The following is a 17,769-nucleotide window of genomic DNA, read 5'->3' as shown; positions in this document are numbered from 1 at the left end:
TACTTTGATTTAGGATCGTATATTTTTTAAAATAATTTAAATTTGCTCCAAAAACTCTTTTTTTCTTTAACGGGTTCCTCTTCACGAACGAAAAATGATATGTTTGTGTGCCTGGATTTTGATGAAGGTCTAAAAGAACTATTTTCAGGCAAATGATAAATTTCTATTTGGGTAGTTTTATGTTTTTTTTCTGAGATTGTAGTGTTATAAGTTCCTACTATGGAAAAGATACTTAAATCTTCTCCATACAACTTATATTGCACTTCCATGTGAGATTCCAAAGGTTTATATTTTATTCCTGTCATTTCAGATTTTGGATAGCTGTAATTATTCAATACTTCGCCTATTGATCTTTTATCTTTAGAATCTCCTTTGATGTTTATGTAAATTTTATTTGTTGCAGAGTAATGTTCCTCTAACGTCTGATGTATGTCATAAGAAATGACTTGGTTTCCAAATACAGGAGATTCCCAGGCATAATTATGTGATTTACCTTGATTGTAAATTTTGTACAATGGTTTGAAGTAAAGATGAAAAAACCATGTTTTACAAATTGATTCGGATAATAAAATTTTATTATTTAAAACTGTTTCCGTTTTGAGAATTATCTCAGGGAATATATCTCCTCTGTAATATGTAGACAATTTTTCTTTTATTGAAGGCCATCTTTCTTTGATGTCATGATGATTTGTAATATCTATAAAGTTGCCTTCTTTGGTTACATCTATTCTTATTGGAAAAATAGCCTGTGAGCATGCATCGGCAATTTGTTCAATTTTTAAATCAGGGGCTAGATTATCTATATAAATTTGTTGCCTGTTTATTTCAAAAGATATAATATTTTCAGCATAACTTTCAATGCATATAATATCTACCTTATAATGCAAAGTGCTTAGTAAATTATCATTTTCGAAGTTTTGACATACAAACCCATAAGTTCTACCTTGATAAAATCGGTTGAATTCTATTAAAGTATCTTTTTCTAAAAATACTTTTTTTAAATCTGACATAAATTAATTATTTGGGGCTAATTTTTTGCGTTTCAATTTAGATTCAGCAATTAAAATGTAAGATAAATACACGATAGTAAAGATATGTATTTTTCTTACATGTGAAAATTAAAATAAGGAAATGATTACTTATTGGAGAAATAATTATTTAAAGTATACGTAGAGATTCGAAGATATTTTACTTTAAGTCATATAAAAAGGTGCAACTTTTATAAAGTTGCACCTAAATTATTTTTTATATTGATTAGATATGGCAGAAGCGTTGAGTAATCTTAGAACTTCCTCGGATCATTTGAAGGATAATTTTCCTCATTTTTTTCTTTCTGAATATCATCTTCTTTATATTCTAAGCCGTCCTCTTCTTTAATCTCTTCGTCGTCCTGATCAATTTCTTCTAAATCTTCTTCGGTTTCATTAAAGGTGTTGTCAAATGAATCAGAAGGATTGTCAAATTCGTCATTAACGATTCTTTCATCGCCATCAAGGTCAATTTCTTCATCAAGGTCGTCTAAGTTGTCATTGCCTTCCAGATCTCTGTCTGCATGAAAATCATCGTTTAGGTCGTCTAAATCATCTTCATCATTTGTGATTCGTTCATCCGGATTTGGTTTGTTTGGGTCATGACCATTTCGAACCGCAAACCCCTGTTCGGCGATTTCTCTGTTGGTTTGTTTCTGTTTATTGTTTTGATACAGTTCCTCATTCATAAGGACATTTTTATCTGTATTATTTTGATCTATAGTGCTCATAATAGTAGTTTTTAGTATTATTAATATTTAGCTTATGATTAGTCATTTCGTTGTTCTAACTCGTCATAATCTAAGTTTTCATCGTTTTGTATGCCTTCTTCTTCCTGTTCCGTTTTTTCAGGTTTGTAGTAATTATCATCTTCCTGATGTTTTTTAACATATTCTTCTTCGCTCATACTTCCATCATTTGGAATATTTTCATTTCGAAGTATATTATCTTTTTTCAGAAGTTTATCAATTGCGCTTTCAATTAAAATAGCCGCATCAGGATCCAAAAATCCTCCCTGATATTTTTGTTCAAAGTAAAGCTGTGCGTTTTCGTAATGGTTATATTTATTTCTGCTATTTGAGATATGCGTTTTCATGATATTTATTTTTAATAATTCAATATTACAAAGCTATCCACGATTCAAAAGAAACCTCTTACAGAATTTAATAATCTATTTTCATAATCTACAGGTGTTTATCTTGAAACTCTGGATTTGAATAATATAAGTAAAGGGTTGATTAACAATCTAATTTTGAAAACATTAATCAATAAAAATTTATAATTATGAAAACTACAGATAATAAAAAAGAAACAGCCCTTAAACAAGAAGCTAAAAAAAGTGGAGCAGTAAAACCAAAGTCAAATGCTGCAAAAGGTCTGACAGAATTGTTTGAGGATAGTCTTAAAGATATCTATTGGGCAGAAAAAGCCTTGACAAAAGCACTTCCAAAAATGGCTAAAAATGCAACATCGGCTGATTTAATCGAGGCTCTAAATTCTCACTTGACCGAAACGGAAGAACATATAATTCGTTTGGAAAAAGTTTTTGAACTGATAGGCAAAAAAGCTACAGCTAAAAAATGTGATGCTATGGATGGCTTAATCGAAGAAGGAAAAGGAATTCTTGAAGAGACAGAATTAGGTGTGGTACGTGACGCCGGAATAATTGCAGCAAGTCAAAAAATTGAACATTATGAAATTGCAACTTACGGAACACTTAGACAATTTGCAGAAACATTAGGATTCGAAGAAGCAGCTGCTTTATTAGAGCAAACGCTTGACGAAGAAAAAGGAGCAGACAAAAAACTTACCGAAGTAGCAGTAAATGCAGTAAATCTTGAAGCTGCAGAATTGGAGTAATTTTTATGAAATATTAAAAAGCGCAGTTCTATACTGTGCTTTTTTAGTTTATTAAAATAGTGATATTATGCCAGAAGGTCCATCAATAGTGATATTAAAAGAAGCAGTACAGCAATTTTCAGGGCAAAATATCATTGATGTTTCGGGAAATAGCAGTATCGATATTTTGAGGTTAAAAAACAAAACGATACTTGAATTTAAAAGTTGGGGTAAGCATTTTTTAATTTGCTTTGATGACTTTACTGTCAAAATTCACATGCTCATGTTTGGTACTTATCTAATCAATGAAAAAAAGGAAACTATTCCAAGACTGAGATTGGTTTTTACAAATGGAGAAATTAATTTTTATACCTGCTCGATTAAAATTTTAGAAGGCGACATCAATCTTTATTATAATTGGGAAGAAGATGTGATGAGCGAAAATTGGAATCCCGAAAAAGCAAAAAAAAGTTTGGATAAGATTCCCAACAAGATGATTTGTGATGCTTTATTAGAACAGGACATATTCTCCGGAGTAGGAAATATTATAAAAAATGAAGTTTTATACAGATGTAAAATTCATCCGGAATCTTTAGTAGGTAAAATTCCTTTAGAGGACATTCAAAAACTTATTGACGAGAGTGTTATATATAGTTTTCAATTTCTGGACTGGAAAAAAAAGTATGAATTAAAGAAACATTGGCTCGCACATACCAAAAAAAAAATGTGTTCGTTGTAATCTTCCATTAGAAAAAAGGCATACCGGTATAAAAAAACGACGAAGTTTTTTTTGCACCAATTGTCAAAAAATATACCTATGAAAAATAATGTTTTAAAAGGCTGTTCAAGTTTTAATAATCGTTTTTGGAAAGGTATTTTCTATCCTGAAAATCTCCCTGCTTCTAAATGGTTCGAACATTATTGCCAATATTTTGATACTTATGAATTCAATGGTAGTTTTTATAAATTTCCTACAGTAGAAATATTTCACAATTGGTATAAAAAAGCTCCTGAAAACTTTCTGTTTTCAGTTAAGGTGCATAAAGAGATTACTCATATTAAAAAATTTACAAATTGTAAAACCCTCATTGAAGATTTTTACAGCATTTGTAAAAACGGCTTAAAGGAAAAATTAGGATGTATTTTGTTTCAGTTACCGCCAAGTTATCAGTATAGTAAGGAAAGGCTCCATGAAATTGTAGTGAACTTAGATTATGAATTCAAAAATGTTATTGAATTTAGGCATGAAAGCTGGTGGAATGAAGATGTATGGGAAATTTTTCTTGAAAATAATATTACCTTCTGCAGTGTAAGTTATCCAAATCTTCCACAGACAGTTTTTACTGAATTCCCATTAATTTACATCAGGTTTCACGGTAATTCAGAACTTTTTTATTCGGGTTATTCTACCGTCGAATTAAAGCAGATTAAGAACAAGCTGGAAGACAAAAATGCTTTTGTTTATTTTAATAATACAGCAGGCACACAAGGAATCTTAAATGCCCTTGAATTTTAAAAAATATAAAAATGACAATTAATAATCATTTCGATTGCCATTTTTATATCCTTACTATAGTTCAAGATTGCCTTCAATTCCGTCATCCATTGTTTTTCCGGTTACAAAAGCTACTGTCATTTTTGCAATTGCAACCATTTTACCATTTTTATTATTCCAGTAATAACCATCTTCGGGAACAACTTTTATAATACTCAAATTAGGATCATCAGCACCGCCGGTCATCCAGATTTTGATTATAGAATTCCATAATTCTTTAATCCTTTTTCGATCATACGAAATAGTAGCATTGCCATGCAGGATCATGAATTTGTCGTGAGGCTGGGCAAAAATAATTTCGACTTTTGAATTTGCTGAAATTTCTTCATTTTTGTTACTGTTCTTATCTGATAAGAAAAAAAAATTTCCATATTCGTCGATCTCCTGAAATGACATTGGGCGAGATTGTAATTTTTCGTTTTTATATGTACACAACATACACGTTTTTATATCTTCAGCCAGATCTTTTATTTTTTCAGCTGCTGAAATATTTTTAAGGTCTTTATGATCTCCCATGTTTTTATTTTTAAAATTTATACAAAAAATAAAGATCAGTTTTTTTAGTTTTTTACAGTTATATAATTCATTCTTAGGATTATGATATTTCTATTTTTCCTGTTTTCAGAAATTGTGATGTAATTGGTAATCCTCTTAAATTATTTATCTTTGGCTTAGATTTATTAATTTAAAAATTCTTATGGATGCAATAACTATATTCTACACTGATGATGACGAGGATGATTTGAGTATTTTTGCTGATGCTGTAGAATCATTGCAGAAAGAAATAAAACTTCAGACATACACAGGTGGAGAAAAACTGTTAAATGCAATTTATAATCCCCCACCAGCACCGGATGTTATTTTTTTGGATTTGAACATGCCGGGGAAAAACGGTTTTGATGTTTTGTCAGAACTTTATAATGGCGATAAACTAAATATTCCGATCATTATATTTTCAACATCAAATGAGCCCGGAATTATCGAAAAATGTCGTGCTTTAGGAGCTAGTTTATTTATAACCAAGCCAGTTTTAATGAATGACATTATAAAGTCTATTGAGCATGCCCTGCAAATAGACTGGGAGAATTTTGTTCCAACAGTTAATAATTTTGTTTTTCAAAATAAAGATTAAAAGCACTGTCTTTATCTTTTAGTTTTGATTATTGTAATTTCTTATACTTTTCTGCATTTTACAATTTCCTGAGCCAATCTGGCTCAATTCCTGTTTGCTTTCACAATATTGATAATTCGGAGATGGCATTGTATTTTAATTGCTTTTTTTCGGGTTAAAATCTCAATATTGTTCTATATCGAATTTATAGTTGCGTTTTTTAATTTTTGCACAAATGACTTAATGGGATAAAAAAAATATTTTTTGAGTCAAAAGGTTCTTTTTAAATAAGTGAAATTTGCTTAGAAAGGTTTGAAAAACTTTAATGAATCATATAATTGATATTATCATGAAAAAAGAACTTTCAAAACACGAATTAGAATATATAGAGGAGTATCAAAAAAAAGGGTATTGCTGTAATTTTTTGTTTCAGGATGACTCTCTTTTAGAAACAGAATCTAAATATTCTTATAAACCGGAAGAGATTTTTATTGTAGCCCATCATAGATACGAAGGAATGAGCGATCCGGACGATATGTCAATTTTGTATATTATAGAAACGGCAGACAATAAAAAAGGTACTTATTTATTAGGATATGGCCCATCTGCCGATTTGGAAGCAGCTGAATTTTTTAAAGACATACCCGAAAAAAACTATTCGACTAATGCCGATATTAATAAACTCACTTAAAGCTTAATTAGATTCATAGGTTAGGATTTTTTTATTTTGCTGAAAAAACAGCTGTTCAAACATTAAGTTGGAGCAGCTGTTTTTGTTTTATCAGACATGTTGTTTTTTTATAAACTATTAATTATGAAAGTCCTGCGAAAAATTATATAACAACAAACCTTCGCAGTATATCGAAATTTGAATTGTTCAAAAGAGATAGAATTAATCATAAAAAATTAAAGTTTAAAATTCCGAACTCTTTTTAATTATAAAACTCATTTTTAAAAAACGATCAGATGAAAAAACTTTACTTAAATACAGGCAGAATGAACACTATTTTTAATGACCTTAAAGATAGTTTGAATGGGACATTAACTTCAGAAAATAATCAATACAATTTAACGGTTAAGTCTAAAAATGCAAACGGGTTTATAAGTGGTATCACTTTTAATAAACAAATTTCATATATACAATTTGATATCGTATTTAATGATGATACGTTGCTTAGCATGGAATCCTGCGCACATTCGCCTATTTTATTCGCTTACTGCTCAGAGGGTAGCTTTAGTCATAGTTTTGGAATCAATGGTGCAATAAAAAAAATAAAAACCAATCAAAGCGGTATTATCAGAAACACGTCAAATATTAATAATATTTTTTATTTGGAGGGATATAAACGTGTTCAGATGTCGATTGTGATCTGTACTGCTTCTAAAACAGAAGATGTTGGTCTCTTGTCAGATTTAAATAAGATTTTCTATAATACATCAGGACAATATATCAATATTGAGCCGCAAAATTTTAAAATCGCACAAAAGATTAAAGAAATTGAGGCTATTCCGCAAAAAGGAATTGTAAAAAAATTATTGAGTAAAAGAATTGTAGAGAACATTTTAGAAACAGAACTCGATCAGCATACATATGGATATATGAAAGACATAAAGCCAATTTTAACACTCGCCAATAAACAAATAGAAGAACTTAAAAGAGTTTCTAATTTGAATTTTTTGAATGCGTTTTCAGGAACCGGCCAGATGAGCCGAAATTATTTATCAAAAGTATTTAAAGAAAAATATCATCTGGCATTCAGTAAATTATATAATCAAAAATTAGTTAGCTAGCAGAGCCTCACATATTGAAAAAAAACAGCTTTTATCAGGCTGTTTTTTTTATTTTAGGATTTATTCTCTTTCATAGTAAATAATAAAATAAACCATTATGAGATTTAAGAATAACGAAATGCTGTTGGTAATAATGATTGGGAAATCTTTTTTTAAAATCCCGTAAACAACCCATATTACAATTCCAAAAGTGAGTACGCTAAAGGTCAGTAGTGAAATTTGTTTTACCTTTTTGGTTTTCCATACTTTTATTATTTGAGGAATAACCGAAACAGTGACACAAAATCCTGCAAACAAACCCATTATGTCAGTAAAATTCATAATTTTAAATTTAATTAACCTCCTATCAATTCACCACCGTTTATGTGAATAAATTGCCCGGTAATATAACTGCTGTCTTCAGATGCTAGAAAAACATAAGCAGGACCAACTTCTGATGGCTGCCCTGGTCTTCCCATTGGATTGTCTTTTCCAAAATCAGAAATTTTATCGAATGTAGCAACAATCAGAGGTGTCCATATGGGGCCAGGAGCAACGCCGTTAACCCTGATTTGTCTTTTTGCCAGCATGGTTGATAACGATCTGGTAAAACTTAAAATAGCACCTTTTGTACTCGAATAATCAAGAAGATGTTCACTTCCACGATAAGCAGTGACCGAACTTGTGTTTATAATGCTGTCGCCTTTGTTTAAAAAAGGTAAAGCTGCTTTGGTAATATAAAAATAAGGATAAATATTGGTTTCAAAAGTTTTTTGAAGCTGTGCCGCAGTAATTTTTTCAAGCTCATTTTGAGGAAACTGAACAGCAGCATTGTTTACTATCACATTTATTTTGTTAAATGTTTTGATACAGGCTTTTATAGCATTTTTGCAAAATTTTTCATCCTTCAGGTCCCCACTGATTAAGAGGCATTGCTGACCTTCTTTTTCAATTAACTCTTTGGTTGTCTGCGCATCTTTATCTTCTTTAAGGTAAACAATTGCAACATTGGCACCTTCTCTTGCAAAATGGACAGCAACACTCCGGCCTATTCCGCTGTCACCTCCGGTTATAAACGCGACTTTCCCTAAAAGTTTTCCGCTTCCGTCATAATTTTCTTTGATAATCTCAGGCTCGGGTTTCATTAAATATTCATTGCCAGGAAGGCTTTGTTTCTGTTCAGGAAATGTTTTTGTATTTTTCATGATACTTAATATTTAAGATTACCTGCTAAAATAATTCTAATCCTTGGTAATGTTTGACTTGAAAGAATTTAAGATTGTCGCAAAAAGTCTTTGATTGCATAAACAAACAGACATGGGAATTATGTAAGGAATATAATTTCTAAATACAAAAGGTTGATTTTTTTTTAAATATATTTGAGAGTTTATAAAAATTTAAATTATAAAGTAAATTTTTAAAATGTACTGTAATCATAATGCTTTAGCTCACAAATAGATGATATTAATTGTAGACGATATAAGGGCAAATATTATAGCCTTAAAAAAAACATTAGAATTACATGATATCGATGTAGATACCGCAGAATCAGGAGAAGAAGCATTAAAGAAAATTTTACAAACAAATTACTGCCTTATTATCATGGATGTTCAGATGCCTGGTCTGGATGGTTTTGAAGTGGTAAAAATTCTCTCGGGCAATAAAAAAACAAAAGACATTCCTGTTATTTTTCTTTCGGCACTTAATATTGAAAAAAAATACATTTTTAAAGGATACGAAACCGGAGCGGTAGAATATATAACAAAGCCGGTTGATACAGATTTGCTGATTTTGAAGGTAAAAACTTTTCTGAAGATTTACGAACAGCAGAATCAGTTAAAAGAAATGAAAGACCTGCTTTCAAAAGAAATCAAGATTCGAAAAGAAGCGCAGGATAATCTTGAAGTAAAAATCTCAGAAAGAACAAAAGAATTAGTCTTAAAAAATGAAGAGCTGGAGCTTAAAAATCATGAGCTGCAACAGTTTGCATGGGTAGTTTCACATGATTTAAATGAACCTATAAGAAAGATTCAGATTTTTATTAAAATCATCAAAGACCTTTATCTGGCTAAAGATGAAAAAGCGGTTGATTATGTAAACCGTACTATTAAATCGGCTGAAAGGATGCAGACTCTAATTACAGATTTGCTGGCTTATTCGAGATTATCATCAAAAGTACAGCCTGAAAAAACCGATTTAAATGAAGTTCTGCAAGAAGTGTTATCTGATTTTGATTACCTCATTGAACGTAAGAATGCAACAATAAAGACAAATGTGCTTCCAACTATAGACAGCATTCCGAGTCAATTGCGACAGGTTTTTCAAAATTTGATAGGAAACGCGCTTAAGTTTTCAAACAATAAAGAAAATCCTTTTGTAGAAATTACATCTGAATTAATCGCAACTAAAGATTTCGGAGGAAAACCTTCAGCTCATGGAAAATATTGCCGCATCATTGTCAAAGACAACGGAATTGGTTTCGACGAAATTTATCTGGATAGGATTTTTATCATTTTTCAAAGTCTCAATGACCGTCAAAGCTACGAAGGAACCGGTATTGGACTCGCAATTGCAAAAAAAATAATAGAAAAACATAACGGTTTGATTACTGCCAAAAGTCAGATTGGTCAGGGAGCAAGTTTTATTATGGTTTTACCCTTAGAATATCAGGAAATAAAATAATATATATGAAAAAAAATAACTTTAAAAGAAATTTACTGATCAGTTCTTTTGCCTCATTAATTATATTGATGATTAGTTCTATAGCTTCTTTTTTAAGCATTAGAAACTTATTAGAAAGTAATTATTGGGTCAATCATACTCAGGAAGTTATTTACAATTTAAACGAAGCAGCTTCTGTAATTACAGATGCTCAAACCAGTATGCGCGGATATTTAATATCAGGTGACGAGCAATTTCTGGATCACTATAATAATGCTGAAGAAGTATCAAATACATTTTTTAACAGACTGGAAGAATTAACAATTGATAATCCTTCGCAGCAGAAAAGCCTAAAAGAATTAAAAGAACGACGAGATATTTTTTTGAAATATCTCAATAATCAGGTTGTAAAAAAACGTTTGAAAAAAGATGCAGTCACTTTTGACCTTAACGAAGGAAAAAGGATGATGGATGAGATAAGAAGCTATTTTAAGCGTATCGAAAATAGCGAACAGTCCTTATTGAAAGAACGAAATGCAAAATCTGAGAAGTATGGCAATTACAGCTTTATTTTAATTATTGCAGCTTTTATAATCTCGTTTATAATTGCGATTACTTTTTTTATTCGGATCTTAAAAGATTATAACCAACGGTCTTTTCTTCAAAGTGAATTGCAACGAAAAGATAGTGAAACAGCACAGAGGATTGAGGCTATCAGTACTATTGCACAAAATATTTCAAATGGAAATTATGATGTTAAAGTAGACGATAAAAAAGCGGATGCTTTAGGCAGTGTTGGCGAATCACTTAATGCAATGAGTACTTCACTTAAACACTCATTCAGTTTGCTATCTCAAAAAGAATGGATGCAAACGGGGATAGCTAAACTGAATAATGTAATGCTGGGTGAGAAAGAACTCGAAAACATGTCAAAAGATATTATTGAATTTTTATGCCAATATACCAAAAGCAGTGCCGGGGTAATATATGCAATGGAAGGGGATGAGTTGTATGCAACGTCAGGTTACAGTTATCTGCCTAATAAAAATAGAACGCATATTAAAAAAGGACAAGGTTTAATTGGTCAATGTGTTGTGTCAGGAAAAGTTCTGGAATTAAAATCGTTTTCCGAAAATGATGTTCAGATTACATACGCTTTGGGAGAAATAAAACCCAAACATATTGTAGCAGTTCCTTTGATTGATACCAAAATTGAAGGCGCATTTGAGTTAGCGAGTGTTTATGGTTACAGCGATATAGATTTAGAATTTTTAGAAACTGTTTCCAGCAATATTGCCATTGCTTTAAAATCAACTCAAAATCGTAGACGTGTTTTTGAATTGTTAGAAGAAACTCAGGCACAATCTGAGGAACTGCAATTGCAACACACGGAATTAGAATCAATAAATGCTGAATTAGAAGCTCAAACCGAAAAATTACAAGCCTCAGAAGAAGAATTGAGGGTTCAGCAGGAAGAACTGGAACAGACTAATGAAGAACTTTCGGAACGCAGTGTTTTATTAGAGGAAAAGAACACTGAAATTCAGAAAAAATCTGAAGCTTTGGAACTTACAACCCGCTATAAATCTGAGTTTTTAGCCAATATGTCTCATGAGCTGCGAACGCCATTAAACTCTATTTTACTTTTAAGCCGATTGTTGTCTGAAAACAACAATAAAAGCATGAACAAAGAAGAAATTGAGTTCGCAAGAGTAATTATGAGTTCCGGTAACAGTTTGTTGGGACTAATTGATGAAATTCTGGACTTATCTAAAATTGAAGCAGGAAAAATGGAACTCGAGTTTTTGGAGGTCTCGACAAAAGAGATAACCGATAGTTTAGCAAGTTTATTTACTCAGGTCGCAAAAGAAAAAAATATCGGTTTTGAAATAATCTCAAAAGAAGCACCTCTTGTTATTAAAACGGATCGAATGCGCTTAGAACAAATCCTTAAAAATCTGCTTTCAAACGCTATTAAATTTACCGAAAAAGGATCTGTAAGTTTAGAAATAAAAATAAATGATGATGATGATAAAATTATTTGTTTCATTGTAAAAGATACCGGAATCGGAATCCCGTTAGATAAGCAGCCTTTAATTTTTGAAGCTTTTCAACAGGCAGATGGTTCTACAAAACGTAAATACGGCGGGACTGGTTTAGGATTGTCAATAAGTAGAGAATTAGCAAAATTGCTTAAAGGCGAAATTATTTTGCATAGCAAGGAAAATGAAGGAAGCAGTTTTACATTATGTTTGCCAATTTATGGTTCATCAATAAAAAAAGTTATAGTCGAAAAAACACCGCCAATTCAAATTCAGGAAGAAAATAATGAGGAAACAGAAAGCAAAAAAAAATACATAAGCACTACTATTCCTGAAGAAATTGAAGATGACAGGGATTCGATATCTGAAAATGATAAAGTTATTCTGATAGTAGAAGATGATATGAATTTTGCAAAATCACTGCTTACCTTTACACGCAAAAGCGGTTATAAAGGAATTGTTTCAGTGCGAGGCGATTATGCTTTGAATTTCGCCTTAATGTATAAACCTGTTGGTATTTTACTAGACATAGAATTGCCTGTAAAAAGTGGTTGGGAAGTTATGGAAGAATTGAAAAACAATTTGCAAACCAAACATATACCGGTGCATATTATGTCATCGCATAAATTAAAACAGGAAAGCTTATTAAAAGGAGCCGTTGATTTTCTGGATAAGCCTGTTGCGTTTGAAAAAATTCCTGATGTTTTTATGAGAATTGAACACATCATTAGCAAAGAATCTCAAAAGGTTTTAATTATAGAGGACAATCCAAAGCATGCCAAAGCGCTGTCTTATTTTTTAGAAACCTATAATATCAATTCTGAAATTAAAAGTGATGTTTCTGACGGGTTAAAATCCTTGACTAAAAATAATGTCGATTGTGTGATTTTGGATATGGGAATTCCCGATAAACAGGCCTATCAAATTTTGGATGGTGTAAAAAAGAGTCCAGGTTTAGAAAATCTTCCGGTAATTGTATTTACAGGAAAAAGTTTATCATTAAAAGAAGAAGTAAAAATCAAGAAATATGCTGATTCTATTATCGTAAAGACAGCACATTCTTATCAGAGGATGCTGGACGAAGTTTCTCTTTTTTTACATTTGGTTGAAGAAAATAAAAATGAGAGCGGTAAAAAAGAGAGTTATAAAAAACTTAATCTGCTCAATAATATTTTATTTGATAAAACGGTTTTAGTGGTTGATGATGACGTTCGAAATATTTATTCACTGACTAAAGCTTTGGAAGTTTTTAAAATGAATGTTATTACCGCTTTTGACGGTAATGAAGCCATAAAAGTTTTAGAAGAAAATCCAAATACAGATATTGTTTTGCTTGACATGATGATGCCTAATATGGATGGCTATGAAACGGCAGAAAAAATAAGAAGTAATCCTAAGCATTTATCTCTTCCATTAATAGCGGTTACAGCAAAAGCAATGACGGGTGATCGTGAAAAATGTATCAAAGCAGGCGCATCAGATTATATCACGAAACCGGTTGATATTGATCAGTTGCTGTCATTGCTGCGTGTTTGGCTGTATGATAAAGTTTAATTATAAAGTGGTGAAAAATGACTAAAAAACGACTTTTAATTATAGACGATGATTTGAGAAATATCTTTGCTCTCGAAAATACACTTCGCGCTAAATCATTCGATTGTTTATCATGTTTAAGTGCTGAGGAAGCTTTAAAAATGCTGAACTCTGACGAGAATATTGATGCAGTGCTAATAGATATGATGATGCCCGAAATGGATGGTTATGAAGCAATTCCTTTGATAAAAAAAATCCCTTCACACGAATCAACTTTTATTATAGCAGTAACAGCTCAGGCAATGACAGGAGATAAAGAAAAGTGTTTGCAAGCTGGCGCTGATGATTATATTTCTAAACCCGTTGATGTAGATAAATTGCTTTTAATGTTAAGCAAAATTTGAAATTGTTATGATAGAAGATATCGAACTGGAAACCCTTATTAATGAAATATACGAATACTACGGTTTTGACTTTGGTAGTTATTCAAGAGCATCTTTAAAAAGACGTGTAAACAGAGTATATCAATTGGATGGATTTACTCATTTTGATGAATTTTTATCAAAGGTGAGATACGATTCGGACTATTTTAAACACATGGTTGATGAAATTACGGTAAACGTTACTGAAATGTTTCGGGATCCTTTTTTTTATACTGTAATTCGAAATCAAATCCTTCCATTATTAGGAACAAAACCTTTTATACGTATATGGCATGCCGGCTGTTCATCCGGAGAAGAGGCCTATTCAATGGCAATTTTATTAAAAGAAGCTGGAATTTTGAATAAATCCTTAATCTATGCTACAGATATAAATACAAAGGTTTTGGAAACAGCCAAAAAAGGAATTTTTCCATTGAGAATGATGAAAGAGTATTCTGAAAATTACCGTGTTTCAGGAGGTAAAGAAGATTTTTCAATTTATTATACTGCAAATTATGGGATTGCAAAATTTAATGAGGAATTAGCTCAAAAAATGGTTTTTTCACAGCATAATTTAGTTTCGGATACCTCATTCAATGAATTCGATTTAATTTTTTGCAGAAATGTTTTAATTTATTTTGATAATGATTTGCAAAAAAGAGCCATCAGTTTATTTGATGAAAGTTTGTCTGTTTTAGGTTTTTTAGCTTTGGGAACAAAAGAAACCATAAAGTATTCAATCTCTCCGGGTAAATACAAACAATTAGACAAGGAAAAAATATGGAGAAAGATCAAGTAATTCCAGATTTTAAAGTTGTAATTATTGGTGGGTCTGCAGGAAGTTTAAGTGTTTTAATGCAAATTTTACCTCAATTACCTGTAATAAAATCGTATGCTCTGGTAATCGTACTGCATAGAAGAAGTACAGATGAACAGACCCTGGAAGAGCTTATAACATTAAAAGTTAGCAGTAATGTTAAAGCCGTAGAAGACAAAGAACCCTTTCTACCCGGATGTGTTTATGTTGCGCCTTCCAACTATCATTTGTTATTTGAGAAAAATAATGTTTTATCGCTCGATACTTCTGAAAAAATAAATTACAGCAGGCCAAGTATTGATGTTTCTTTTGAATCGGCTGCTGAGGTATACAAAAAGCAATTAACAGGAATCTTATTGTCCGGTTCTAATGCTGATGGTACTCAGGGATTAAAAGCGATTCAAAATGCAGGAGGAACCATTATCGTTCAGGATCCGGAATCTGCCGAGATGCCTTTTATGCCAAATAGTGCCATTCAAAACACGACACCTGATTATGTTTTAAATATTCAGGGAATACTTGACTTTATTCTTTCAATAGATAACGAAGTTTAATTATTTTAGTAGTTTGAAAATAACTATATAAAGTATTGATTTGATGAATTCACCTATCTATGTTCTCGGTACCGGACTTTCCCACAACGGTTCAGCAGTTTTATTAAAGGACGGAAGTGTTTGTGTCGGTATTGAAAAAGAACGTTTGAGCCGTATTAAACATGACGGAGGCAATGATAATTTGGCAATTCAGTATTGCCTAGAGGCAGAGGGAATTGAATTAAAAGATATTTCCCTGGTAGTACAGTGTGCTAATTTTGAAATTCCGGAGCGTGATCAATACAAAGGTAAAAGACTTTTTGCAGAAGCAAAGGATTTAAAAATAGTTGATATTTCACATCATTTGGCTCATGCCTACAGTGCTGTTGGAACCTGTTCTTTTTCTGAATGTGCGGTTATGGTTATTGATGGCTGCGGAAGTCCGCTTGACCAATTCCTAAAATTACATCCCGAACAAAAACAATTTATAAGCCCTGAAATTCTGAATGAAGTTCAGATGGTTTGTGAAAAAGACAGTTTTTACCATTTCGACGGACAAAAACTAACTCCTTTAATGAAGGATTTTAGCGTAATGGCATATAAATCAGATAGTTTATTTTCGCTGCCTACCACCCAGCATTCTATTGGAGGTTTTTATGCGTCGGTTAGCCATTATGTTTTTGGTGATATGGATGATGTGGGTAAATTAATGGGACTCGCACCATTTGGGAAATCGGGAATCTTTAATTTTGAAGCTTTTGAATTCAGATCTGGCAACCTGTTTATAAATGAAGACTGGAAAAATCAATTTGCGAATCCGTCAAAAGGATATGAGTATTTCAAAAGTAATTTTGATTATTATGCCAATGTAGCAAAATGGGCTCAGGAGCAGGTAGAAAAAGCCGTTTTAAAATGCATTCATAACCGATTGGAAAAATTTCCTCACAAAAATTTATGTTATACAGGCGGAGTTGCGCTTAATGCCGTTGCAAATGCCAAACTGCAGGATAGTAAAATAGTTGAAAATATATATTTTGAACCAGCTGCCGCAGATAATGGTTTGGCACTGGGCTGTGCATTTTACGGTTGGTTAGAATATTTAAATATGCAAAAAGTACCTCACGATGGCAGTACCTGTTTTGGTAAAGCATACGCAAGTAATGAAATCGAAAAAGAGATCCATAAAGTTGAAAATAAAAAATACAATCCTGTAAAGTTTTTAGACGAAAATGAGCTCGTAAAGTTTTGTGCCGAAAAATTAAATCAGGGAAAAACAATAGCGTGGTTTCAGTCGGGAGCAGAATTTGGACCTCGTTCTTTGGGACGAAGAAGTATCTTGGCGCATCCCGGAATTGAGGGAATCAAAGATCATATCAATCTGGATATTAAATTCAGGGAAGATTTTCGTCCGTTTGCACCGGCAGTTTTAAAAGAAAAAGCAGACAAATATTTTGTGCAGGGAAGAAATAGTCCTTATATGATTTTAGTAGATAAAACAAAACCGGAATATTTAGAAAAGCTCAAAAACGTAACGCATCGGGATGGTTCAGCACGCGTACAGACTGTTGAAGAAAGCTGGAATCCGAAGTTTGTAAAATTGCTTACGGCATTTTATGCACAAAGCGGAATCGCAGTCTTACTGAATACAAGCCTGAACAAAAAAGGGATGCCGATTGTTGAAACCCCACAAGAAGCAATTGATTTATTTGAAATGACAGCTTTGGATATTTTGGTTTTAGAAAATTATGTTTTAGAAAAGTGATTTAATTTACTCCAAATCGTTCAAAATAGCATCTAAATTTGGCGGGTTCATTCGTTTCAGTTCTGCAATCATAAGTTGTTTTTCCTTTTCGGAAATTTTTGTAGCAGACCGTACAAAATCATTTTGATCGGCTTCCTTAAAAAATAAACGATCAGTCCATTCATTGCGAAGTCCGTCAATAACTAAATGAATACGATCTTCAGACCCTCGGTTAGCTACCGAATGAATAAAGTTTGCATCAATATACCAGCATTCGCCTTCATTCATAATCAGTCGATTACCATCCAAAACAAATTCAACGTCACTATTTGTAATGATAGGAATATGCAATCTGAAACAGCCGTCCTCATATCCAAGACAATTGTCACGATGAGGTTTGACTGTTGCACCAACATCTAATTTCAGCAAGCGAACAGCCGTTTTTTCGAATAAAAAGCTATTTAATATTTCTTCAAAATAAGTACAGGAATCCAGAATTTCGGTAGCAACGAGTTTATCCTCACCATTTGGCAGTGCAAAAATAGAATTCGATTTTCCGTTTTGCGACATTAAGGCAATCGAAGTCCATTTTCCGGAATAATCATTTGTATTATAATGATTTATCCAGTTTTTATCGATGATTTTATAAACATCTTTTTTAAGTTTTTCAGGATCAAAAAACATTGGAAACTTTATTGACCGCACAAGTTTATCCAT

General features: G+C 31.9%; 19 protein-coding genes. 12 read left to right on the top strand and 7 right to left on the bottom strand.

Going from position 1 to position 17,769, the window contains the following annotated elements; genetic code table 11:
* Positions 1-26: 26 nt before the first annotated feature.
* The 3 genes from FLACHUCJ7_RS20785 to FLACHUCJ7_RS20775 all read right to left on the bottom strand — a co-directional run bounded on the left by FLACHUCJ7_RS20785 (position 27) and on the right by FLACHUCJ7_RS20775 (position 2,124).
* Positions 27-1,010: a hypothetical protein gene (locus tag FLACHUCJ7_RS20785; RefSeq protein WP_180910296.1), complete on the bottom strand. Its 984-nt coding sequence runs from the start codon at positions 1,008-1,010 to the stop codon at positions 27-29.
* A gap of 272 nt (positions 1,011-1,282) precedes the next feature.
* Positions 1,283-1,759 (bottom strand): hypothetical protein, encoded by a 477-nt coding sequence (locus FLACHUCJ7_RS20780; protein ID WP_180910295.1) that lies wholly within the window; start codon positions 1,757-1,759, stop codon positions 1,283-1,285.
* Positions 1,760-1,797: 38 nt separating this feature from the next.
* A complete protein-coding gene (locus FLACHUCJ7_RS20775; protein ID WP_180910294.1) occupies positions 1,798-2,124 on the bottom strand; it encodes a hypothetical protein in 327 nt (108 codons plus the stop codon).
* 188 nt (positions 2,125-2,312) lie between these two features.
* Between FLACHUCJ7_RS20775 and FLACHUCJ7_RS20770 the strand changes: the two genes are divergently transcribed.
* The 3 genes from FLACHUCJ7_RS20770 (at position 2,313) to FLACHUCJ7_RS20760 (ending at position 4,383) form a co-directional block, all read left to right on the top strand.
* Positions 2,313-2,888: a YciE/YciF ferroxidase family protein gene (locus FLACHUCJ7_RS20770; protein ID WP_078230023.1), complete on the top strand. Its 576-nt coding sequence runs from the start codon at positions 2,313-2,315 to the stop codon at positions 2,886-2,888.
* Between the two features lie 67 nt (positions 2,889-2,955).
* Positions 2,956-3,606, top strand: a complete 651-nt coding sequence (locus tag FLACHUCJ7_RS20765) for a DNA-formamidopyrimidine glycosylase family protein (protein WP_230408888.1) — start codon at positions 2,956-2,958, stop codon at positions 3,604-3,606.
* Positions 3,607-3,684: 78 nt separating this feature from the next.
* Positions 3,685-4,383, top strand: a complete 699-nt coding sequence (locus tag FLACHUCJ7_RS20760; RefSeq protein WP_078230021.1) for a DUF72 domain-containing protein — start codon at positions 3,685-3,687, stop codon at positions 4,381-4,383.
* A gap of 54 nt (positions 4,384-4,437) precedes the next feature.
* Here FLACHUCJ7_RS20760 and FLACHUCJ7_RS20755 read toward each other — a convergent pair whose 3' ends face one another.
* Positions 4,438-4,938: a pyridoxamine 5'-phosphate oxidase family protein gene (locus FLACHUCJ7_RS20755; protein ID WP_180910293.1), complete on the bottom strand. Its 501-nt coding sequence runs from the start codon at positions 4,936-4,938 to the stop codon at positions 4,438-4,440.
* Between the two features lie 181 nt (positions 4,939-5,119).
* Here FLACHUCJ7_RS20755 and FLACHUCJ7_RS20750 point away from each other — a divergent pair, with 181 nt between their 5' ends.
* From FLACHUCJ7_RS20750 to FLACHUCJ7_RS20740, 3 genes are all read left to right on the top strand, one after another.
* Complete coding sequence (locus FLACHUCJ7_RS20750) at positions 5,120-5,554, top strand: response regulator (protein ID WP_180910292.1); 435 nt, start codon at positions 5,120-5,122, stop codon at positions 5,552-5,554.
* A 304-nt stretch (positions 5,555-5,858) separates the two neighbouring features.
* Positions 5,859-6,224: a hypothetical protein gene (locus tag FLACHUCJ7_RS20745; RefSeq protein ID WP_317170941.1), complete on the top strand. Its 366-nt coding sequence runs from the start codon at positions 5,859-5,861 to the stop codon at positions 6,222-6,224.
* Positions 6,225-6,499: 275 nt separating this feature from the next.
* The gene (locus FLACHUCJ7_RS20740) at positions 6,500-7,324 is read left to right on the top strand and encodes a hypothetical protein (RefSeq protein WP_180910291.1); all 825 of its coding nucleotides are present in this window, start codon (positions 6,500-6,502) and stop codon (positions 7,322-7,324) included.
* Between the two features lie 60 nt (positions 7,325-7,384).
* Here the strand turns inward: FLACHUCJ7_RS20740 and FLACHUCJ7_RS20735 are convergent, their stop codons facing one another.
* Complete coding sequence (locus tag FLACHUCJ7_RS20735) at positions 7,385-7,645, bottom strand: SemiSWEET family sugar transporter (RefSeq protein ID WP_180910290.1); 261 nt, start codon at positions 7,643-7,645, stop codon at positions 7,385-7,387.
* Positions 7,646-7,659: 14 nt separating this feature from the next.
* Complete coding sequence (locus FLACHUCJ7_RS20730; protein WP_180910289.1) at positions 7,660-8,508, bottom strand: SDR family oxidoreductase; 849 nt, start codon at positions 8,506-8,508, stop codon at positions 7,660-7,662.
* Positions 8,509-8,761: 253 nt separating this feature from the next.
* Between FLACHUCJ7_RS20730 and FLACHUCJ7_RS20725 the strand changes: the two genes are divergently transcribed.
* From FLACHUCJ7_RS20725 to FLACHUCJ7_RS20700, 6 genes are read left to right on the top strand one after another with little or no spacing between them, the layout of a single operon-like run.
* The gene (locus tag FLACHUCJ7_RS20725) at positions 8,762-9,985 is read left to right on the top strand and encodes a hybrid sensor histidine kinase/response regulator (protein ID WP_180910288.1); all 1,224 of its coding nucleotides are present in this window, start codon (positions 8,762-8,764) and stop codon (positions 9,983-9,985) included.
* A 5-nt stretch (positions 9,986-9,990) separates the two neighbouring features.
* Positions 9,991-13,560, top strand: a complete 3,570-nt coding sequence (locus tag FLACHUCJ7_RS20720; protein WP_180910287.1) for a response regulator — start codon at positions 9,991-9,993, stop codon at positions 13,558-13,560.
* 17 nt (positions 13,561-13,577) lie between these two features.
* Positions 13,578-13,943: a response regulator gene (locus FLACHUCJ7_RS20715; protein WP_078230007.1), complete on the top strand. Its 366-nt coding sequence runs from the start codon at positions 13,578-13,580 to the stop codon at positions 13,941-13,943.
* 7 nt (positions 13,944-13,950) lie between these two features.
* The gene (locus FLACHUCJ7_RS20710) at positions 13,951-14,760 is read left to right on the top strand and encodes a CheR family methyltransferase (protein WP_180910286.1); all 810 of its coding nucleotides are present in this window, start codon (positions 13,951-13,953) and stop codon (positions 14,758-14,760) included.
* Positions 14,742-15,332, top strand: a complete 591-nt coding sequence (locus FLACHUCJ7_RS20705) for a chemotaxis protein CheB (RefSeq protein WP_180910285.1) — start codon at positions 14,742-14,744, stop codon at positions 15,330-15,332. The genes FLACHUCJ7_RS20710 and FLACHUCJ7_RS20705 overlap by 19 nt, the downstream gene beginning before the upstream one ends.
* Positions 15,333-15,375: 43 nt before the next feature.
* The gene (locus tag FLACHUCJ7_RS20700; protein ID WP_180910284.1) at positions 15,376-17,073 is read left to right on the top strand and encodes a carbamoyltransferase family protein; all 1,698 of its coding nucleotides are present in this window, start codon (positions 15,376-15,378) and stop codon (positions 17,071-17,073) included.
* A gap of 6 nt (positions 17,074-17,079) precedes the next feature.
* Here the strand turns inward: FLACHUCJ7_RS20700 and FLACHUCJ7_RS20695 are convergent, their stop codons facing one another.
* Positions 17,080-17,769 carry an aspartyl/asparaginyl beta-hydroxylase domain-containing protein gene (locus FLACHUCJ7_RS20695; RefSeq protein ID WP_180910283.1) on the bottom strand — a complete coding sequence of 230 codons (690 nt, stop codon included), beginning with the start codon at positions 17,767-17,769 and terminating at the stop codon, positions 17,080-17,082.

Source organism: Flavobacterium salmonis (assembly GCF_903819435.1).
GTDB lineage: Bacteria > Bacteroidota > Bacteroidia > Flavobacteriales > Flavobacteriaceae > Flavobacterium > Flavobacterium chungangense.
Note: the sequence above shows the minus strand (reverse complement) of the source record. Positions and strands in the feature narration are given on the sequence as shown.